The sequence below is a fragment of the Pseudomonas avellanae BPIC 631 genome (assembly GCF_000444135.1).
GTDB classification, from domain to species: Bacteria; Pseudomonadota; Gammaproteobacteria; order Pseudomonadales; family Pseudomonadaceae; genus Aquipseudomonas; species Aquipseudomonas avellanae.
On the sequence record NZ_ATDK01000313.1, the window covers coordinates 14,311 to 30,931 of the forward strand.

Consider the following 16,621-nt stretch of genomic DNA (forward strand, 5'->3'; position numbering starts at 1 on the left):
AGCATTGATAATGAATACACCTGCAAAGCCATTGGCGTTGATCGCAGTGCTGAAAGCCAGCCCAGGCAACGAGTCGGCATTGAAAGAAGCATTGTTGGCACTGGTGGAACCCACCCGTTCGGAGCCGGGCAATATCGAATACACGCTGTTCGAGGTGCGCGATGAGCACGGTACGTTCTACATGCGTGAATGCTTCAAGGATCAGGCAGCACTGGACGCGCACGTTGCCACGCCACACTACCAGCGGTTTGCAGCTGCAAGTGGCGAGTGGTTTGCAGAAGCACCAAGGCTGATATTTCTGGATCAGGTGTCTGGCTGATCTGGATAAAGGGCTCGACACGTTCGAGCCCTTATCCGCATACCCCAAACACGCTCGAGCTCATGATGGGCACCCTCTCTGACTGGACAGGTATCGTTATCAGTCACTGAGCAAGGCGGGCGCTGCCCCGGCCACCACCATTATCAGCTGAACGCCGAGCAGTACTGCCAGCCACTTCGGGCCTCTGCGTATAAACCAGTAGACCGCATTGAGCACTGTCGAGATCAGGTTGGCGAACCACAGCGCGAAGAGCGCCAGCGCTTTTTGCACCTGAAACCAGTCACTCTTCAGGCTCAGAAAATAAATTGCGACACCGATGCCGATAACCACAACGGCGATGGACGCAAAGCCGATGTACCTGCTTCGGTAGAACGAGCTGAAAGGCATGCCCGTCTGGGTTTCCATTACCGGGTAAAGGTCTGCCGGAGTGTCATTGAATTGCGGATGAGTTGCTTTTAATGGCGTAGCAGGGCCACCGGTGAATTCAGACTCGCCAGGATCGGTTTCAACGACCAGTAAGCCATAGGGGCGGTTAGGGTCAGGGGGGTCTTCCAGGATTGTTTTATCCATCGTTTTTTGCTTCCTCTGCAGGGTGCAGAGGTTATAACGAAAGTGTGACCAGCACGAGCGCTTGTGCACGCCGTCAACCAACCCTCAGGCAGCAGATACACCCTGTATCTGCCACCCACCCGGGTTCTAAAAAATATTGATCGGATAGCTGACAATGATCCGGTGCTCATCGGCATCACGCTGGCTGGCGAACTCGGTGCGAAGTTGTGCGTGACGCAGTGCGATGCTGAGGTTTTTCGCCGGGCCCGATTGCAAGACGTAGCTCAGGGTCACGTTGCGTTCCCATTCCTTCTTGTCGCCGTCGGAGGTCTGGATGTTCGAGCCGCTTTCGTACATGGCCAGGAAGTTCAGGCCGGGTACGCCGAGTCTGGCGAAGTCATAGCCATAACGGACTTGCCAGGTGCGTTCCCCGGCGCGCTGGAATTTGCCGATCATCGATTCGGTCATGAAGTAAGCGGTTGATCCATCGCCCTGATTCAGCCAGACCGCGTCGCTGTCGCCGGTGACTGCCTGATAACCCGCAGCAAAGGTATGGCCGTCGATGAGGTAAGTGAACTGAGCGCTGGACAGACGGCTGTCGACTTCACCCTTGGTCACGCCGTTGCCGTAATAACCCACCGTGTAGAACGCTGGATCGTGGCCATTCGCGCCGTCCGAGCGGTTGTCGAAGTGGCGCAGGTCGGTGCGCAAAGTACCGGGGCCAAGTTGCATGTCGTATTTCAGGCCGAGAAAGTTCTGTTTGTAGAAGTTTTCCAGGTTGCCGTAGTAATACTGCAAGGTCAGGTCTTTGACCGGTTTGTAATCGACGCCTGCGTAGTAAAACTTGTTGACGAACTCGCCGGTCAGCGGGTTGTTGGCGCCGGGGATCGACATGCCCATCTGGTTGGTCGAACCCCGACCCATGACGTGTTCCAACTGGCCTGCGGTGAAGATAAAGTCTTTCAAGTCTTTCGACTGAACCTGGCCGCCGCGAAAGGTCTGTTGCAGCATGCGGTCGGTGGACATTACCACCGGCAGCATCGGCACCAGCGTGCCGTACTTCAACTCGGTCTGCGAGACGCGCGCCTTGAGCGTCGCGCCCATGCTGCTGAACTCATCGACCGCGCGGCCGTCGCTGTCCGTCGGGAAGATGTTGCCATTGAACGCGGTACTTTGCGGGTTGTAGTGGCGTCCTTTGCCCGAGTCCAGACGGATGCCCAACTGGCCCAGCGCATCAATGCCCAAACCTACCGTGCCGGGCGTGTAGCCGGACTGGTAATTGAGCATGAAGCCTTGGCCCCACTCCTGCGTGTAGTTAGGGGCAGCAGCACCGCTGCGATTGTCTGCGTTGCTGAAGAAATTGCGCGCCAGAATGCTGGCCTTGCTGTCTTCCAGAAAACCTTCGCCGTAGCTCTGCTGCGCGATCAGCAGGCCACAAAAGCCCGCAACGAAAGGGGTGGCGCGATTGAAACGCTCCATCGGGTTCATCCTCATGCTGTCATTAAGTGTTGTGAGAGGCAGGGTCGGGCGGCAGTCAGGTTTCTTGTTGTTTTAAGAAGCGTGTTTTTTGGCTGATTCCGTTGCAGGTATCGCAGTGCGAGGCGCTTGGTACAGCGTGACGCGAGGTAAACGGTAAAGAACCACCAGTGCGAGTACGCCCAGGGCTGCGCAGATCATCAGCCCGGTGCCGACTGCCTGGGCGAGGGCGGTGCGAGCCAGCAGCAACGTGGCGTCGACATCCGCAGGCGAGTGCTGCAGCAGGGTCTGTGGATCCGCCAGGCGCTGCATTGCCTGCATCTGGCCAGCCGCGGTGAGTGCACGTTGCAGGTTGGCGATGTACAGCAACTTGACCAGCACGCCCATTGCCGCGGTGCCCAGCAAGCCGCCCACCAGCCGCAACGATTGGGTGAGCGCTGTGGCGATACCGAGAAACTGCCGCTCGGCGAGCGTCTGGGTGAACACCGTGAGGTTGAGCAAAATGAACCCAAGGCCCAGACCCGCCAGCAGAATCAGCCCCAGCAAGGTCGCGAAGCCAGCCAGCAGCCCGACCAGCGCCAAGGCAATGCAGGCGACCGACAAGGCGATGAACCCGCCAATCGGCAGCCAATTGGGGTTTGCCAGACGTGTGACGATGCGGCTGTTGACGATGGCGCCCAGGGTGATACTCAGGGCCAGCGGCGTGAGCAACAGACCTGCGTCCTGCGGCGAGTAGCCATAACTGCCCTGCAACAGCAGCGGCAGGTAGAACAGCAGCGTGAACATGATTGCGCCTGCCAGCAGCGACATGATGAACAGCAGGCGGATACTGCGATTGGCAAACAGCCCGGCGGGCAGCAAGGCAAATGTGCAGCGGCGCTCCCTGAACCATAGGCCGGTCATGGCGATAACGCTGATCGCGCCGCACAGCAGGCTGATCGCCAGAGCGCGCTGGCCGAGCCATTCAACGAACAATTGCAGGCTGCCCAGGCTCAGGACGATCAACACCGCGCCGATCCAGTCGAGCCTGATCGCACCGGCTGTTTGCGGGCGATACCAGGGCAGAAAGCGCCAGGCGAAAAACAGCGCGATCACGCCCAGCGGCAGGTTCAGCCAGAACACCGAGCGCCAGCCGAACTCACCGGCCAGATAACCGCCCAGGCCCGGGCCGATGGCATTGACCACGCTGAACATGGCACTCAGCAACACCTGCCAGCGCAGCCGCTGGCGAGTGTCGGGGAATAATTCCGGCACACAGGCAAACGCCGTTCCGATCAGCATCCCGCCGCCGACCCCCTGCAACGCCCGGCCTATGACCAGCGCCAACATGCTGTCGGCCAGCGCGCAGAGCAGCGAGGCCAGCATGAAAATCACGGTGGCGGCCAGCACGAACGGTTTTCGCCCGTAAAAATCGCCCAGCCGACCAAAGATCGGAATGGTCACGATGGAGGCCAGCAGGTAGCCGGTGGCGACCCAGGCATACAACTCAAAGCCGTCGAACTCCGAGACAATGCTGGGCAGGGCGTTACCGATCACCGTCTGGTCGAGCGCCGAAAGCATCAACACCAGCGAAATGCCGAGCATGGCCAACAAGGCTTGTCTGAAGGTCAGTGCGGGGGGGCTCGGCGTTGTCATGTCGAGATGCTCAGCGCAACGCAGCGGCAGCAGTCGCAATGCGCGCGCAGCCGCTTTCCAGGGTTTCGATGGCGGTTGCCGTGGACATCCGGAAAAACGGTGCCAGCCCATACGCAGTGCCCGCCACGACGGCCACGCCCTGACTCTCCAGCAGGTACAGAACCACGTCGGTATCGGCGTGCAGCGCCGCCCCTGACGGGGTGGTTTTGCCGATCAGAGCGGCGCAATTGACGTACAGGTAAAACGCACCTTCTGGCTTTATGCAGCTCAGGCCGTCAATGGCGTTGATCAGCTCCAGACAGCGGTCGCGACGCTGCTTGTAGACCTTGACGCTCTCGCCGACAAACGACTGGTCGCCATTGAGCGCAGCCACGGCTGCGGCCTGACTGACCGAGCAGGCGTTGCTGGTGGATTGCGATTGCAGGGTGGCCATCGCACTGATGATGTCGCTGGGGCCTGCGGCGTAGCCGATGCGCCAGCCGGTCATGGCGTAGGTTTTCGACACACCATTGATGATCAGCACGCGCTCGCGCAGCGCTGGCTCTATCGTCAGCAGGTGGCTGAGCGGGGTATCGTCATAGCGAATGTGCTCGTAGATGTCATCGGTCATGACCAGCACGTCCGGGTAGTCGAGCAGCACGTCCGCCAACGCCCGCCACTCGGCGGCGCTGTAGGTTGCGCCGGTCGGGTTGCTCGGCGAGTTGAGCAGCAGCCAGCGGGTGCGCGGAGTGATCGCTTCACGCAGTTGTTCGGCGGTGAGCTTGAACTGGTTTTCTTCAGGGCACGCCAGAGTTACCGGGCGACCGTCGCAGGCCAGCACCATGTCCGGGTACGACACCCAGTACGGCGCGGGAATCAGCACTTCGTCGTCAACGCCCAGGGTTGCGGCGAAGGCGTTGAAGATCGCCGCCTTGGCACCGCTGGTGACCACGATTTGGCCCGGCGCATAGGTCAGGCCGTTTTCACGCTGAAGCTTGGCGGCAATCGCCTCGCGCAGCGTTGCAGTCCCGGCATTGAGCGTGTAGCGGGTTTCACCGTTTTCGATGGCCGCACAGGCTGCCTGGCGAATGTGTGCAGGGGTGTCGAAGTCGGGCTCGCCGACCACCAGGTTGATGATCGACTTGCCGGCGCGCCGCAGTTCATTGGCCCGATCGGCAGCAGCGCTGCTTGGCGATGGTTTGATGCGGAGCACGCGGGCAGCGATGCGAGATGCGGTCACGTTGGCATTCCTCGTTGATGGCGTTGACGAGGACTACGTTACGAGCCTGCGTGGGGCAGGCCATAAGACGAGTTTGTTCTGGGTTGATAGGCAGCGCTTATGACCGCAGATGAACCGCGCCTGCACCAAAACGAGGCTATCAATGCCTGCGGGGGCATTCGGGTAAAGCGCAGGCAGGGAGGCTGAACTGACATAGGCAATGCTTATGACGAGGCTGGCAGTACTTTTTTAGCGAGCTGGCCTGCGTCTTGCTCTGGCATCGCAGTCTTGACCCGGGAGTGCAGCACTTGAATCTTCGCCGCTTGAAGTACTTTTTGAAAATAGTCGATATCGGCAGCCTGACTCAGGCCGCCGATGTGCTGCACATCGCGCAGCCTGCGTTGAGCCAGCAATTGGTGACGCTGGAGGCCGAGTTGCAACAACAGTTATTGATCCGCACCAAGCGCGGCGTTACCCCGACCGAAGCGGGCAAAGTGCTGTATGGGCATGCTCAGGTCATCCTGCGTCAATGCGAGCAGGCGCAGAGCGACGTCAACGCCAGTGGCCTCGCACTGTCGGGGCCGGTGTCGGTGGGGCTGGCGCCTGGCACGGCTGCTTCGACGCTGTCGTTGCCATTGCTCAAACGGGTGCGCGAGCGTCATCCGGGCATTCTGCTGTACCTCAATGAAAACTTCGGCACTACCCTCAGCGAACTGATCATGAACGGGCGCATGGACATGGCAGTGCTTTATGGCGGGCGCGAGGTACATGGCCTGAGTTTTGTGCCCCTGATGCGCGAACAGTTGTACCTGGTCAGCGCTGACCAGGCCCGCCAGGGTTGCGAGGAAATACCGCTGGCCGAGCTTGCCGACATCGATTTGCTGTTGCCGCGCACCTACAACACCATCCGCCGCCTGGTCGACGAGGCGTTCTTGCGCATCGAACGCAGCGCCCGGGTGGTGGCAGAAATCGAGTCATCGACAACCCTTGCCGCCGCTGTGGCCGATCGTTTCGGCTCGACGATCCTCCCCGAATCCGCTGCGCGGGTGCTGGCCGACACGCATGCGGTCAACCTCAGCCGAATCGTCGAACCCGAGATCGAAGCGCCTCTGGCCCTATGCCTGTCAGGCCACTTGCCGTTGTCGGTCCCGGCACAGGCGGTCAAAGCGATCCTGCTGGAGCTGGTCGCAGAAATGCGCGGCAATCGCCGTACGTAATGACTTGAAACGTCATAAGGGCCGCTTATCACCCCACAGTCAAACCGTCTTGGCGGTCAAAAAGCGAGCTCGTTACATTGCCCTCAGCCACACTTCTTTTGTCAGGCAAGGGCCGTTGCATGAAGCCAGAACGTATCAAAGCACTTATCGACCTGATGGCTGAATCGGACCTGAGCGAACTCAGCCTGTGTGAAGGGGATGCGCAGTTGCGTTTGCTGCGTGAGCACGTTCAGGTCTCAAGCCCCGTCACCCCCTTCACTTCGACGCCGGCAAAACGCGCGGCAACGGACGCTACACCCGCCCCACAGACCGGCGCCGCGCCGCAAACCGGGCAAGCCTGCGCGTCGCTTTACGGGGTCTTGCACCTGACCCCGGCACCGGACCAGCCACCGTTCGTTGAAGTCGGCACCCGTGTCGAACCCGGCCAGACCCTGGCGGTGGTCGAGGCGATGAAGATGTTTCACCCGGTCAAGGCTGAAGTCGCGGGTGTCGTGACAGACATTCTGGTTGCCAACGGCGAAGAAGTTCAGGCCGGTCAGGCGCTGTTCACCCTGGGCTGAAAGGCGTGTGTTGTCATCCGGGGTTCTAGAGGGTTTTTTGATGCTCGATAAAGTATTGATCGCCAATCGCGGTGAAATCGCCCTGCGCATACTGCGCGCCTGCAAAGGGCTGGGCCTGCAGACCGTGGCGGTCTATTCCGAGGCCGATCGGGACGCCAGTTATGTGCAACAGGCCGACGAAGCGCTGTGCATCGGGCCTGCTGCGCCGGGGCAGAGTTACCTGAATCAGGCCGCTGTGCTTTACGCGGCCGAATTGACCGGCGCTCAGGCGATCCATCCCGGTTACGGGTTTCTGTCTGAAAACGCCGCGTTCGCCGAGCGTATCGAGCAGGCTGGCCTGACCTTCATCGGCCCCAGCGCCGCCTGTATTCGCGTGATGGGCGACAAGGTTGCGGCCAAGCGCGCCATGCGTGAAGCAGGTGTGCCTTGCGTGCCCGGCCCGGACACCAGCATGCCTGCCGATCCGCAAGGTATTCTGGCGATTGCCCGCGACATCGGCTATCCGGTCATCGTCAAGGCCGCTGGCGGCGGCGGTGGACGGGGTATGCGCGTGGTTCACGAAGAACAGCAGTTGCTCGATGCCATCGCGCTAACCGGTGAAGAAGCGCGCCGGGCATTCGGTAATCCCGAGCTGTATATCGAGAAGTTTCTTGGCCAGCCGCGGCACGTCGAAATTCAGGTGCTGTGTGACGCCTATGGCAATGCTGTCTGGCTCGGTTCGCGGGATTGCTCGATGCAGCGCCGCCACCAGAAGGTGCTTGAAGAGGCCCCGGCACCGGGGATTGATGCGGCGCTGATGAACCGGGTTGGCGAGCGCTGCGCACAAGCCTGTCGCCAGATCGGCTATCAGGGCGTGGGTACGTTTGAATTCCTGTTTGAAAACGATGAGTTCTATTTCATCGAGATGAACACCCGCCTGCAGGTCGAGCATCCGGTCACGGAAATGACCTCCGGCATCGACATCGTCCAGCAGCAGATTCGCATGGCGATGGGCGAGCGCCTGAGTTTCAGCCAGGCCGACATCAGCGTATCGGGCCATTCGCTGGAATGCCGGATCAACGCCGAAGACCCGCGCAGCTTCATGCCGACGCCGGGGCAGATCACTCGCTGGCAGGTCCCCGGTGGCTTTGGCGTACGTGTCGATTCGCATGTCAGCCACGGTTACCGGGTCCCACCTTATTACGACTCGATGGTGGCCAAAGTCATCACCCACGGTGCCAGTCGCGACGAGGCACTGGCGCGCATGCGTCTGGCGCTGAGCGAAATGCACGTCGAAGGGATCTCCACCAACATCGCGCTGCACCGCGAGATTCTGCAGGACCCGGTGTTCTGCAAGGGCGGTATGGACATTCACCATCTGGAGCGTTGGTTGCAGACAAGGAGCGAGCCATGACCGTCTTGCCGTTGCCGAACACCCCGCGGATTACCCTGCTGGGGACCACTGCCTTACTGTTTGAAGCCCCCGGCGAACTGGATCTGGCCCCGCAGCAACGCATCTGGGCCTTGGCGGACCTGAGCAAGAACTGGCCCCAGGTGCGCGAAGCGGTGCCGGGCATGAACAACCTGATGCTGACCTTCGATACGCCGCCACGGGACTTGAGTGGCCTGAAAACCCTCCTGATGGAAGCCTGGGAGCACTGCCAGCCGTTACCGTTGCAGGGCCGGATCATCGAATTGCCGGTGGTGTACGGCGGCGACGGCGGCCCGCACATGGCCGATGTCATCGCGCACACCGGGCTGGACATCGAAACCATTGCCAACCTGCACTGCGAGCCACTTTACCCGGTGTACGCCTTGGGCAGCCACCCCGGTTATTGCTACCTGGGCGGCATGGACCTGCGTCTGGCGACGCCGAGGCGCAAGGTGCCGGTGCTCGACATCGGTGCCGGATCGGTGTCCATCGGCGGCGTGCAGACCGGTATTTCTGCCTCGGCAGGCCCCAGTGGCTGGAACACGATAGGGCACACGGAAATGGTGTTTTTTGATGCTGATCAGCATCCCCCGGCGCTGTTGCAACCCGGCGATCAACTGCGCTTGCGCATCGAGAGGATCATTCGATGATCGAAGTCATCAGCGCCACCGCGCTGGCCACCGTTCAGGATCTGGGCCGCCACGGCAGCCTGGGCTACGGCGTCGGCACCTCGGGGGCGATGGACACGCTGTCGCTGCGTCTGGGCAACCTGTTACTGGGTAATGCCGAAGACGCGGCAGGCATTGAAATACCGCTGTTCCCGTTTGAAGTGCGCTTTGTCGAAGACTGCACCTTTGCAATCACCGGCGCTGCCTGTGCTGCAAAGCTGGATGGCGAGCGGCTGCCGGGCAACTGGGTTGCCCAGGCCCGTAAAGGACAAGTGCTGAAGCTCAGTTACCCGACCACAGGCAGTCGCGCCTACCTGTGCCTGGCCGGTGGTGTGGATGTACCGCAGGTGCTGGGTTCGCGCAGCACGCAATTGCGCGGCGCATTTGGCGGCTGGCAGGGCCGTGCCTTGCAGCAGGGTGACGTGATCCCTGCAGGCGCCGCGAATCAACAGCGCGCCGGTGATTTTGGCCTGGAGTCAGCCGTAGCGGCATTGCCGTTGATGCTGGATGGGCTGCCCGCCGTACGGGTACTGCCCGCTGCCGAATTCGACTGTTTCAGTGTCGAGGCTCATGACACATTTTTTGCCGGCGAATGGAAAATCACCACGCAGAGCAATCGATACGGTTACCGCATGGAAGGCACGCCGCTGCTGGCGCGCGAAGCGCTGGAAATCCGCTCTCACGGCATCGTGCCCGGCGTGATTCAGGTGCCGCACGGCGGCCAGCCGATTGTGCAAATGCGTGATGCGCAGCCCAGCGGTGGCTACCCCAAGTTTGCCACGGTCATCGAAGCCGACCTGTGGCGTCTCGGTCAGGCTCCCATCGGCAGTAAGGTGCGTTTCGTGCAATGCAGCTACGAGGAGGCCGTCGAGGCGCTGGACACCAATCATGCCTTCATCGAAGACGCCCGGCGCTTGCTTGCGCTGCGCGGCCTGCAAGGACACCGCTGATGAACATCAATGAAATTCGCCAGCTGGCAGGCTGGATTCGTGACGCAGGGCTCACGGTTCTTGAACTGAAACGGCCAGGGTTCGAGTTGTTGATCCGGCGCGGCGCACCTGCTTATCCCCATGCTTCGCCACCTGACGTGCAGACCGCAGCCGAACAGCCGCAAGCCGCTGCCTGTGTGATAGCGGCCGACAACCCCGGCATATTCGTATCGAGCCACCCTGATGAAAAAAACAGTTACGTGAAGCCCGGCGATAGCGTTGCAGCCGGGCAATTGCTGGGCCTGTTGCGCATTGGTCGGCTTTATCTGCCGGTGCGCAGCAGCCAGGCGGGACGCGTAGTGCGTTTTCTGGCTGCCGAGCACGAACGGGTCGGTTATGGCCAGCCGCTGATTGAACTGGAGGAATGACCGTATGCGTATCGATCTGAATGCCGATCTGGGCGAGGGCTTCGGCGCATGGACCATGGGCGAGGACGAAGCACTGATGCAGTTGATCTCCTCGGCCAATGTGGCCTGTGGCTTTCATGCCGGTGATCCGTTGATCATGGACAGCACCGTACGCCGCGCCAAAGCGCTGGGCATCGATCTCGGTGCACATGTCGGCTTCCCTGATCTGCAGGGTTTCGGGCGGCGCAGAATGAACATCGAACTCAAGGAGTTGTGCGCCATTGTGGTGTATCAACTGGGCGCGCTGGCGGGCATTGCGACCGCTGCCGGTTATCGCGTGACACACATGAGCTTTCACGGTGCGCTGGGCAATATGGCCGCAGCCGATGCTGAACTCGCGGGGCCGCTGGTAAAGGCGGTCGCCCGTTTTGACCCGCGGATGATCATCAGTTCTTCCAGCAGCGTGGCCATCGAGCAGGCGGCGCAAGCGTGCAACCTGCGAGTGGCGACGACTTTTCTGGCCGACCGCGCCTATGACGAAAACTGCCTGCTGGTGCCGCGTGGCATTGCCGGTGCGGTGGTCAAGGACCCGGAACAGGTCCGCGCCAGGGTCGCGCAACTGCTACAGGATGGCACCGTCACGACGCTGAGCGGCAAGTGCGTCGCGGTCAACGCCCAGTCGATTCTGTTACATGGCGACACGCCGGGCGCAGTAGAACTTGCGCGCAGCATCCGGCACAGCATCGAAGGGCAGGGGGGCGTCATCACCCCTGTTTCGCAGTTGCTTGGGTCATAAGCGCACCTTATCGCCACACAACCATTGCGTCTTGGTCGCTGCCCGTGACGCTCGTTAAAGTCCAGTACAAGGCGATCCGCATCCGCTGATAGCGACGCGACTGATCGAAGATTCTAAAGGAAACCCCGACATGCCTTTTTCCGATTACAAAACCGCGCTGGTCACCGGCGCTTCCTCCGGCATTGGCGAAGCTGTGGTCGAACGGCTGTGTGCCGAAGGCCTGCAGGTTCATGCGCTGGCACGCAGTGCCGACAAGCTGGCGGCGCTGGCGCAGCGCACCGGCTGCATCGCGCACGCCATCGATGTGACTGATCTGGCTGGTCTGACGGCCCTGTTCGAGGCTCAGCGGTTTGATGTGGTGGTCAATAATGCCGGGGTTGACCGGCCCGGCTCGCTGCTCAAGGCGGATGCCGAGGGTATTGATCTGTTGATCGATGTGAACCTGCGTGCTGTGTTGCAGATTGCCCGGTTGTCGCTGCCCGGCATGGTCGAGCGTGACTGTGGGCACATCATCAACATCAGCTCGATTGCCGCCGCCTACAACTTCGGCGGCAACTCGACCTACCACGCCACCAAGGCGGCCGTGAGCATGCTCTCTCGCCAGTTGCGTATCGATGCCTTCGGCAAGCGGGTGCGGGTGACGGAAATCTGCCCGGGCCGTGTTGCGACAGACATTTTCGCCCATGTGCATGGCGACTCTGAAGAGGTGCGCAAGCGTTTCATCGAGGGTTATGAGCTGCCTGTGGCCAAGGACATTGCCGACGCCATCGCCTACGTGATTGCCGCGCCCATCGCGGTGAATATCGGGCACATGGAAATCACCCCGACCTTGCAGGTGCCCGGTGGGCTGTCCACTGCACGCCCGCAGGACTATGAAGGCTGAAACAGCGGCCAACCGCAAGCGCAGCACTTATCACGAGAGCGGCACCAGCCGCCAGGCAACACCTGCGCCGGCGCAACCGGCGCCTTGCTTCTGCCCTGACTGAATGTCGATGGGAACAACCATGACGAATGACTTCGATCTTTCGGCGATCCTGCAGGGCGAGTACGCCGAGCTGATCGTCAAGGGCATAGAAACCACCGTGCAACTGGCCTTTGTCGCCTGGTGCATGGCCATGGCGGTGGCCCTGTTGCTGGTGTCGATTTGCCTGACCGGCAACAAGTATGCCGAGCGCCTGGTCGCGGGTTATGTGTCCTACCACCGCAACGTACCGACGCTGGTGCAACTGATGCTCTGGTATTTCGGTATCCCGACATTGCTGTCCGAGAGCACCCAGGTCTGGCTGTCCGGTTACAGCACCGAATACCTGTTTTCGGTGATTGCGCTGGGGCTGTGTCAGGCCGCCTATTTCAGTGAAGACATCCGCAGCGGGCTGCGCGCCATTCCGGCCGGGCAGGTCGAAGCATCACGCGCACTGGGCCTGGGCTATGTGCGTTCGATGCGCTACGTGATCCTGCCGCAGGGCGTTCGCAACTGCCTGCCGTCTTTGATCAACCACACCGTGCTGCTGTTCAAGAACACCAGCCTGGTCATGGCCATCGGCGTGGTCGAGCTGACCTATGCCACCCGTGAGGTCGAGAACTACACCTTCCGCACCTTCGAGGCGTATCTGGTCGCAACCATGGTCTATCTGGCCATTTCTCTGATGTTGATGGGCTTGGGTGCGTTGCTGGCCCGGCACTTCAGCAAAGCCATGGCGAGGTAGGCGGCGATGTTCGATGTGTTCACGATTGTCCGCGATAACTGGACCCTGCTACTGGTCGGTCAATACCCTCATGGGCCGATGGGCGGGCTGGTTTCAACGCTGATTCTGGCTGCACTGGCGCTGCTGCTGGCGTTCCCTCTGGGCCTGCTGCTGTCCTTGGCGCGGGTTTCGCCGTGGCGCTGGCTGCGTTACCCGGCGACGGTCTGGGTTTACGTGATGCGCGGCATTCCGTTGTTGATGGTGATTTTCTGGACCTACTTTCTGGTCCCGTTGCTGATCGGGCATAACATCACCGGCTTTACCACCATGCTCTGCACGCTGGTGGTTTATCAGAGCGCGTACCTGTGCGAAATCATTCGCGGGGCCATTCAGGCGCTGCCGACCGGTCAATACGAAGCATCCCGCGCGCTGGGCATGGGCTATGTGCGCACCACGGTCTGGGTGATTTTGCCGCAGGCGCTTTATAACGCATTGCCCAGCCTGATCAGCCAGTTCATTTCGATCATCAAGGAAACCTCGCTGGGTTACGTGATCAACTTCCAGGAAGTGACCTTCGCCGCCAATCAGATTAACAACCAACTGCTGACCAAGCCGTTTCAGGTGTTCTTCATTCTGGCGATCACCTATTACGTGCTGTGCTACGGCCTGACCCGGCTCGCCGCCGTCGTGGAACAGCGAATTGCCCGCAAGCGCGAGGGCACTGTGTCGCCTGTAGCCGTTACGCGGCCTTTGACTACCGATAAGTGAGGGTTGCCCCATGCATCCAATGATCATGTTTTCCAGGATCAACAAATGGTATGGCGAATACCAGGCCCTGACCGACATCACCGCCGAGGTGCAGCGCGGCGAAGTGGTGGTGCTGTGCGGGCCATCCGGCTCGGGTAAATCGACACTGATCCGCACCGTCAACCGTCTTGAATACGTGCAACAGGGCCAGATTCTGTTCGACGGCCATGACGTGAATGGCACCGACGCCAACGTCAATCGTTTGCGCAGTCGCGTCGGTTTTGTGTTCCAGAGCTTCAATCTGTTTCCGCATCTGTCGGTGCTCGACAACATCATCCTGACCCCGACCAAGGTGCGCGGCCTCAAAAGCAGCGAGGCACGCGCCAGGGCCATGGAATTGCTCGACCGGGTCGGGCTGGCCCACAAGGCTGGTGCCTATCCGGCGCAGTTGTCCGGTGGCCAGCAGCAGCGCGTGGCGATTGCCCGCGCGCTGGCGATGGAGCCGCCGGTGATGCTGTTCGACGAACCCACCAGCGCCCTTGACCCGGAAATGGTCGGCGAAGTGCTCAGCGTCATGAAAGGCCTGGCCAAGGAGGGCATGACCATGATGTGCGTTACCCACGAGATGAATTTTGCCCGTGAAGTGGCCGACACCATCTGGTTCATGGACGCGGGGCAGATTCTCGAAAAATCCAGCCCGGAGGCTTTCTTTCAGCAGCCTGAACACCCGCGTGCACAACGCTTCATTTCCGACCTGCGCAGCCATTGAGCGCAGGCCGTTTTTTTCAACGAATGTTTCAGTGAATCCCTCAATTCATTTTCAGGAGTCTCACCATGCGTATGAAGTCTTTGCTGGCTGCACTGGCGTTGTCGCCACTGGCTGTTGCGGTTGCCCATGCGGACCAGCTCAGCGATGTGATGAGCAAGAAAAGCCTGAGCTGCGGCGTTTATGCCGATGTGCCGCCGTTCTCGGCGCCGGACCCGAAAACCCGTGAACTGGTGGGCATGGATGTGGACCTGTGCAAGGCGCTGGCCAAGCACATGGGCGTCGAGCTGGAGCTCAAGCCGCTGTCGGTCGAAGCGCGGATTCCGGAAGTCAAAATGGGTCGGGTGGACGTAATCTTCGCCAACCTGGCCTACACCAAAAGCCGCGCCGATCAGATCCAGTTCAGCGACCCGTACTACATCGCCAAGGAAACACTGGTGGTGCGCGCCGCGAACGCCGATCAGCCCAAATCGTTTTTCAAGGACAAGCGCATCAGTTCGACCAAGGGCTCCACCTCCGAGCAGTCGATTCGCCTGGCTGACGCAACCCCGGTGACCTTCCAGGACACCGGCTCTGCGTACATGGCGCTGCAACAGAACAAGGTCGTGGGCCTGGTGACTAACACCATGACCGCCATCAAGCTGGTAGGGCAGGCCAAGGCAAGCGGCGTGGAATTGTCAATTGCCAAGGATCCAATGGCGCTGGAGCCTATCGGCGCTGGCATGCGTCAGGGTGAACCGGCATTTCTGGCGAAGGTCAACGAGTCGCTTTACGCAATGGAAGCCGCAGGCGAAATCGACGCGATCTGGGCGCACTGGATCGGCCCGAATACCGAATACAAAATGACCCGTGAAGACAAGGTGCAAAGCCTGAGCGCGTTGAAGTTCGATCCACTGCCTTGATCACAGGGTGGGTTCCCCGATGCTGGACAGGCTCTGCGCCTGTCCGGCCCCTCGCTTGCTGGCAGACGCTCAATACCTCGGTTTGACGGCCTTCCAGTCCGGTGTGTATTTCTGCATCTGTTTCACATCGTCGCGCTGACGAATGCCGCAGCTGTGGTACTGGTCGTTGAGCTTGCCGAGCTGGTCGTAATCCAGTTCAAGGCCCAGACCGGGAGCGCGGGTGATGCTGACGCAGCCGTCGACAATTGGCAGTTTGCCGCCTTTGATGACCTCTTCGTCCGCTTCCTGCCACGGGTAATGTGTATCGCAGGCGTAATCCAGATTGGGCACCGAGGCGGCCACATGCGCCATGGCCATGAGGCTGATGCCCAGGTGGGAATTGGAATGCATCGACACGCCAAGGCCAAAGGTGTCGCACATCTTCGCCAGCGCCTGGGTGTCGCGCAGGCCGCCCCAGTAATGGTGGTCGGCGAGCACGATCTGCACGCTGTTCAGGGCCACGCTGCGGCGAAATTCGTCGAAGTCGGTGACCACCATGTTGGTTGCCAGCGGCAGCCCGGTGCGTTTGTGCAGTTCGGACATGCCGTCCAGGCCCGGCGTCGGGTCTTCGTAGTACTGCAAGTCATCGCCGAGCAGCTCCGCCATGCGAATAGAGGTTTCCAGCGACCAGTTGCCGTTGGGGTCGATGCGCAGCGGGTAGCCGGGGAAGGCCTTCTTCAACGCCTTGATGCACGACACCTCGTGTTCCGGGTCCAGTGCACCGGCCTTGAGCTTGATACTCTTGAAACCGTAGGCCTCGATCATGCGTCGGGCCTGGGCGACGATCTGTTCTTCGTTCAGCGCCTCGCCCCAGCTGTCTGGCGGGTAGGGCGTGTCGATGTGCTGCGCGTACTTGAAGAACAGGTAGGCGCTGAACGGAATGCGCTCGCGAATCGCGCCACCGAGCAGGTCCACCAGTGGCAGGTTCATGGAGCGTGCCTGCAGGTCCAGAAACGCCACCTCGAATGCCGAATAGGCATTGCTCACCGCCTTGCTGGCATGCGACCCCGGCGCGAGTTCGGCGCCGGCCAGGCTGGCGGGTTTGTGTGCCGCAACGGTGGCCTGAACGATGCTGCGCAATTGATTGAGGTTGAACGGGTCGATGCCGATCAACTGGTTCTGTACCTGCTGCTGAATCGCCAGTGCCGGGGCATCGCCGTAGCTTTCACCGAGGCCGATATAACCGTTGTCGCTCTCTATCTCGATGATCGAGCGCAAGGCAAAGGGTTCATGGATGCCGCTGGCGTTGAGCAGCGGCGGGTCGCGAAAGGCGATAGGGGTCACGGTCACACGGATAATTTTCAAAAGACGGTCTCC

Annotated in this window: 18 protein-coding genes; 13 read left to right on the plus strand and 5 right to left on the minus strand. The window is 60.8% G+C overall.

Annotated elements, in window-relative coordinates:
* Positions 1-10 precede the first annotated feature (10 nt).
* A complete protein-coding gene (locus tag DW49_RS0119015; RefSeq protein ID WP_005618209.1) occupies positions 11-319 on the plus strand; it encodes a putative quinol monooxygenase in 309 nt (102 codons plus the stop codon).
* A 99-nt stretch (positions 320-418) separates the two neighbouring features.
* On the opposite strand, the gene DW49_RS0119020 is transcribed toward DW49_RS0119015, so the two are convergent.
* The 4 genes from DW49_RS0119020 to DW49_RS0119035 form a co-directional block, all read right to left on the minus strand.
* Positions 419-889 (minus strand): hypothetical protein, encoded by a 471-nt coding sequence (locus DW49_RS0119020; protein WP_005618206.1) that lies wholly within the window; start codon positions 887-889, stop codon positions 419-421.
* A gap of 126 nt (positions 890-1,015) precedes the next feature.
* A complete protein-coding gene (locus tag DW49_RS0119025) occupies positions 1,016-2,347 on the minus strand; it encodes an OprD family porin (RefSeq protein ID WP_005618202.1) in 1,332 nt (443 codons plus the stop codon).
* Between the two features lie 72 nt (positions 2,348-2,419).
* Complete coding sequence (locus DW49_RS0119030; RefSeq protein ID WP_024421362.1) at positions 2,420-4,018, minus strand: MFS transporter; 1,599 nt, start codon at positions 4,016-4,018, stop codon at positions 2,420-2,422.
* The gene (locus DW49_RS0119035) at positions 3,990-5,198 is read right to left on the minus strand and encodes an aspartate transaminase (RefSeq protein ID WP_024420774.1); all 1,209 of its coding nucleotides are present in this window, start codon (positions 5,196-5,198) and stop codon (positions 3,990-3,992) included. Before DW49_RS0119035 ends, DW49_RS0119030 begins: the two co-directional genes overlap by 29 nt.
* Before the next feature lie 287 nt (positions 5,199-5,485).
* On the opposite strand from DW49_RS0119035, the gene nac reads away from it, so the two are divergent.
* From nac to DW49_RS0119100, 12 genes are all read left to right on the plus strand, one after another.
* Entirely contained in the window at positions 5,486-6,394 is a 909-nt protein-coding gene (gene nac, locus DW49_RS0119040; RefSeq protein ID WP_005618196.1) for a nitrogen assimilation transcriptional regulator NAC, read from the plus strand.
* A 119-nt stretch (positions 6,395-6,513) separates the two neighbouring features.
* Positions 6,514-6,954, plus strand: a complete 441-nt coding sequence (locus DW49_RS0119045) for an acetyl-CoA carboxylase biotin carboxyl carrier protein (RefSeq protein ID WP_005618193.1) — start codon at positions 6,514-6,516, stop codon at positions 6,952-6,954.
* Between the two features lie 40 nt (positions 6,955-6,994).
* Positions 6,995-8,347: an acetyl-CoA carboxylase biotin carboxylase subunit gene (gene accC, locus DW49_RS0119050; RefSeq protein ID WP_005618192.1), complete on the plus strand. Its 1,353-nt coding sequence runs from the start codon at positions 6,995-6,997 to the stop codon at positions 8,345-8,347.
* Positions 8,344-9,015, plus strand: a complete 672-nt coding sequence (pxpB, locus tag DW49_RS0119055) for a 5-oxoprolinase subunit PxpB (RefSeq protein WP_005618191.1) — start codon at positions 8,344-8,346, stop codon at positions 9,013-9,015. Before accC ends, pxpB begins: the two co-directional genes overlap by 4 nt.
* Positions 9,012-9,983, plus strand: a complete 972-nt coding sequence (locus DW49_RS0119060; protein WP_024420750.1) for a 5-oxoprolinase subunit C family protein — start codon at positions 9,012-9,014, stop codon at positions 9,981-9,983. Before pxpB ends, DW49_RS0119060 begins: the two co-directional genes overlap by 4 nt.
* A complete protein-coding gene (locus tag DW49_RS0119065; protein WP_005618187.1) occupies positions 9,983-10,390 on the plus strand; it encodes an acetyl-CoA carboxylase biotin carboxyl carrier protein in 408 nt (135 codons plus the stop codon). The genes DW49_RS0119060 and DW49_RS0119065 overlap by 1 nt, the downstream gene beginning before the upstream one ends.
* A gap of 4 nt (positions 10,391-10,394) precedes the next feature.
* Positions 10,395-11,165, plus strand: a complete 771-nt coding sequence (locus DW49_RS0119070; protein ID WP_024420751.1) for a LamB/YcsF family protein — start codon at positions 10,395-10,397, stop codon at positions 11,163-11,165.
* 130 nt (positions 11,166-11,295) lie between these two features.
* The gene (locus DW49_RS0119075) at positions 11,296-12,048 is read left to right on the plus strand and encodes an SDR family oxidoreductase (protein WP_005618184.1); all 753 of its coding nucleotides are present in this window, start codon (positions 11,296-11,298) and stop codon (positions 12,046-12,048) included.
* Between the two features lie 121 nt (positions 12,049-12,169).
* On the plus strand, positions 12,170-12,871 hold the full coding sequence (locus tag DW49_RS0119085) for an amino acid ABC transporter permease (RefSeq protein ID WP_005618182.1): 702 nt from the start codon (positions 12,170-12,172) through the stop codon (positions 12,869-12,871).
* 6 nt (positions 12,872-12,877) lie between these two features.
* Positions 12,878-13,618 carry an amino acid ABC transporter permease gene (locus DW49_RS0119090; protein ID WP_005618180.1) on the plus strand — a complete coding sequence of 247 codons (741 nt, stop codon included), beginning with the start codon at positions 12,878-12,880 and terminating at the stop codon, positions 13,616-13,618.
* A gap of 19 nt (positions 13,619-13,637) precedes the next feature.
* A complete protein-coding gene (locus tag DW49_RS0119095; RefSeq protein WP_024420754.1) occupies positions 13,638-14,366 on the plus strand; it encodes an amino acid ABC transporter ATP-binding protein in 729 nt (242 codons plus the stop codon).
* A 65-nt stretch (positions 14,367-14,431) separates the two neighbouring features.
* Positions 14,432-15,265, plus strand: a complete 834-nt coding sequence (locus DW49_RS0119100; RefSeq protein ID WP_005618178.1) for an ABC transporter substrate-binding protein — start codon at positions 14,432-14,434, stop codon at positions 15,263-15,265.
* Positions 15,266-15,334: 69 nt separating this feature from the next.
* On the opposite strand, the gene DW49_RS0119105 is transcribed toward DW49_RS0119100, so the two are convergent.
* Positions 15,335-16,609, minus strand: coding sequence for a glucarate dehydratase family protein (locus DW49_RS0119105; protein ID WP_005618177.1), 1,275 nt, complete (start codon positions 16,607-16,609; stop codon positions 15,335-15,337).
* Between the last annotated feature and the right edge of the window lie 12 nt (positions 16,610-16,621).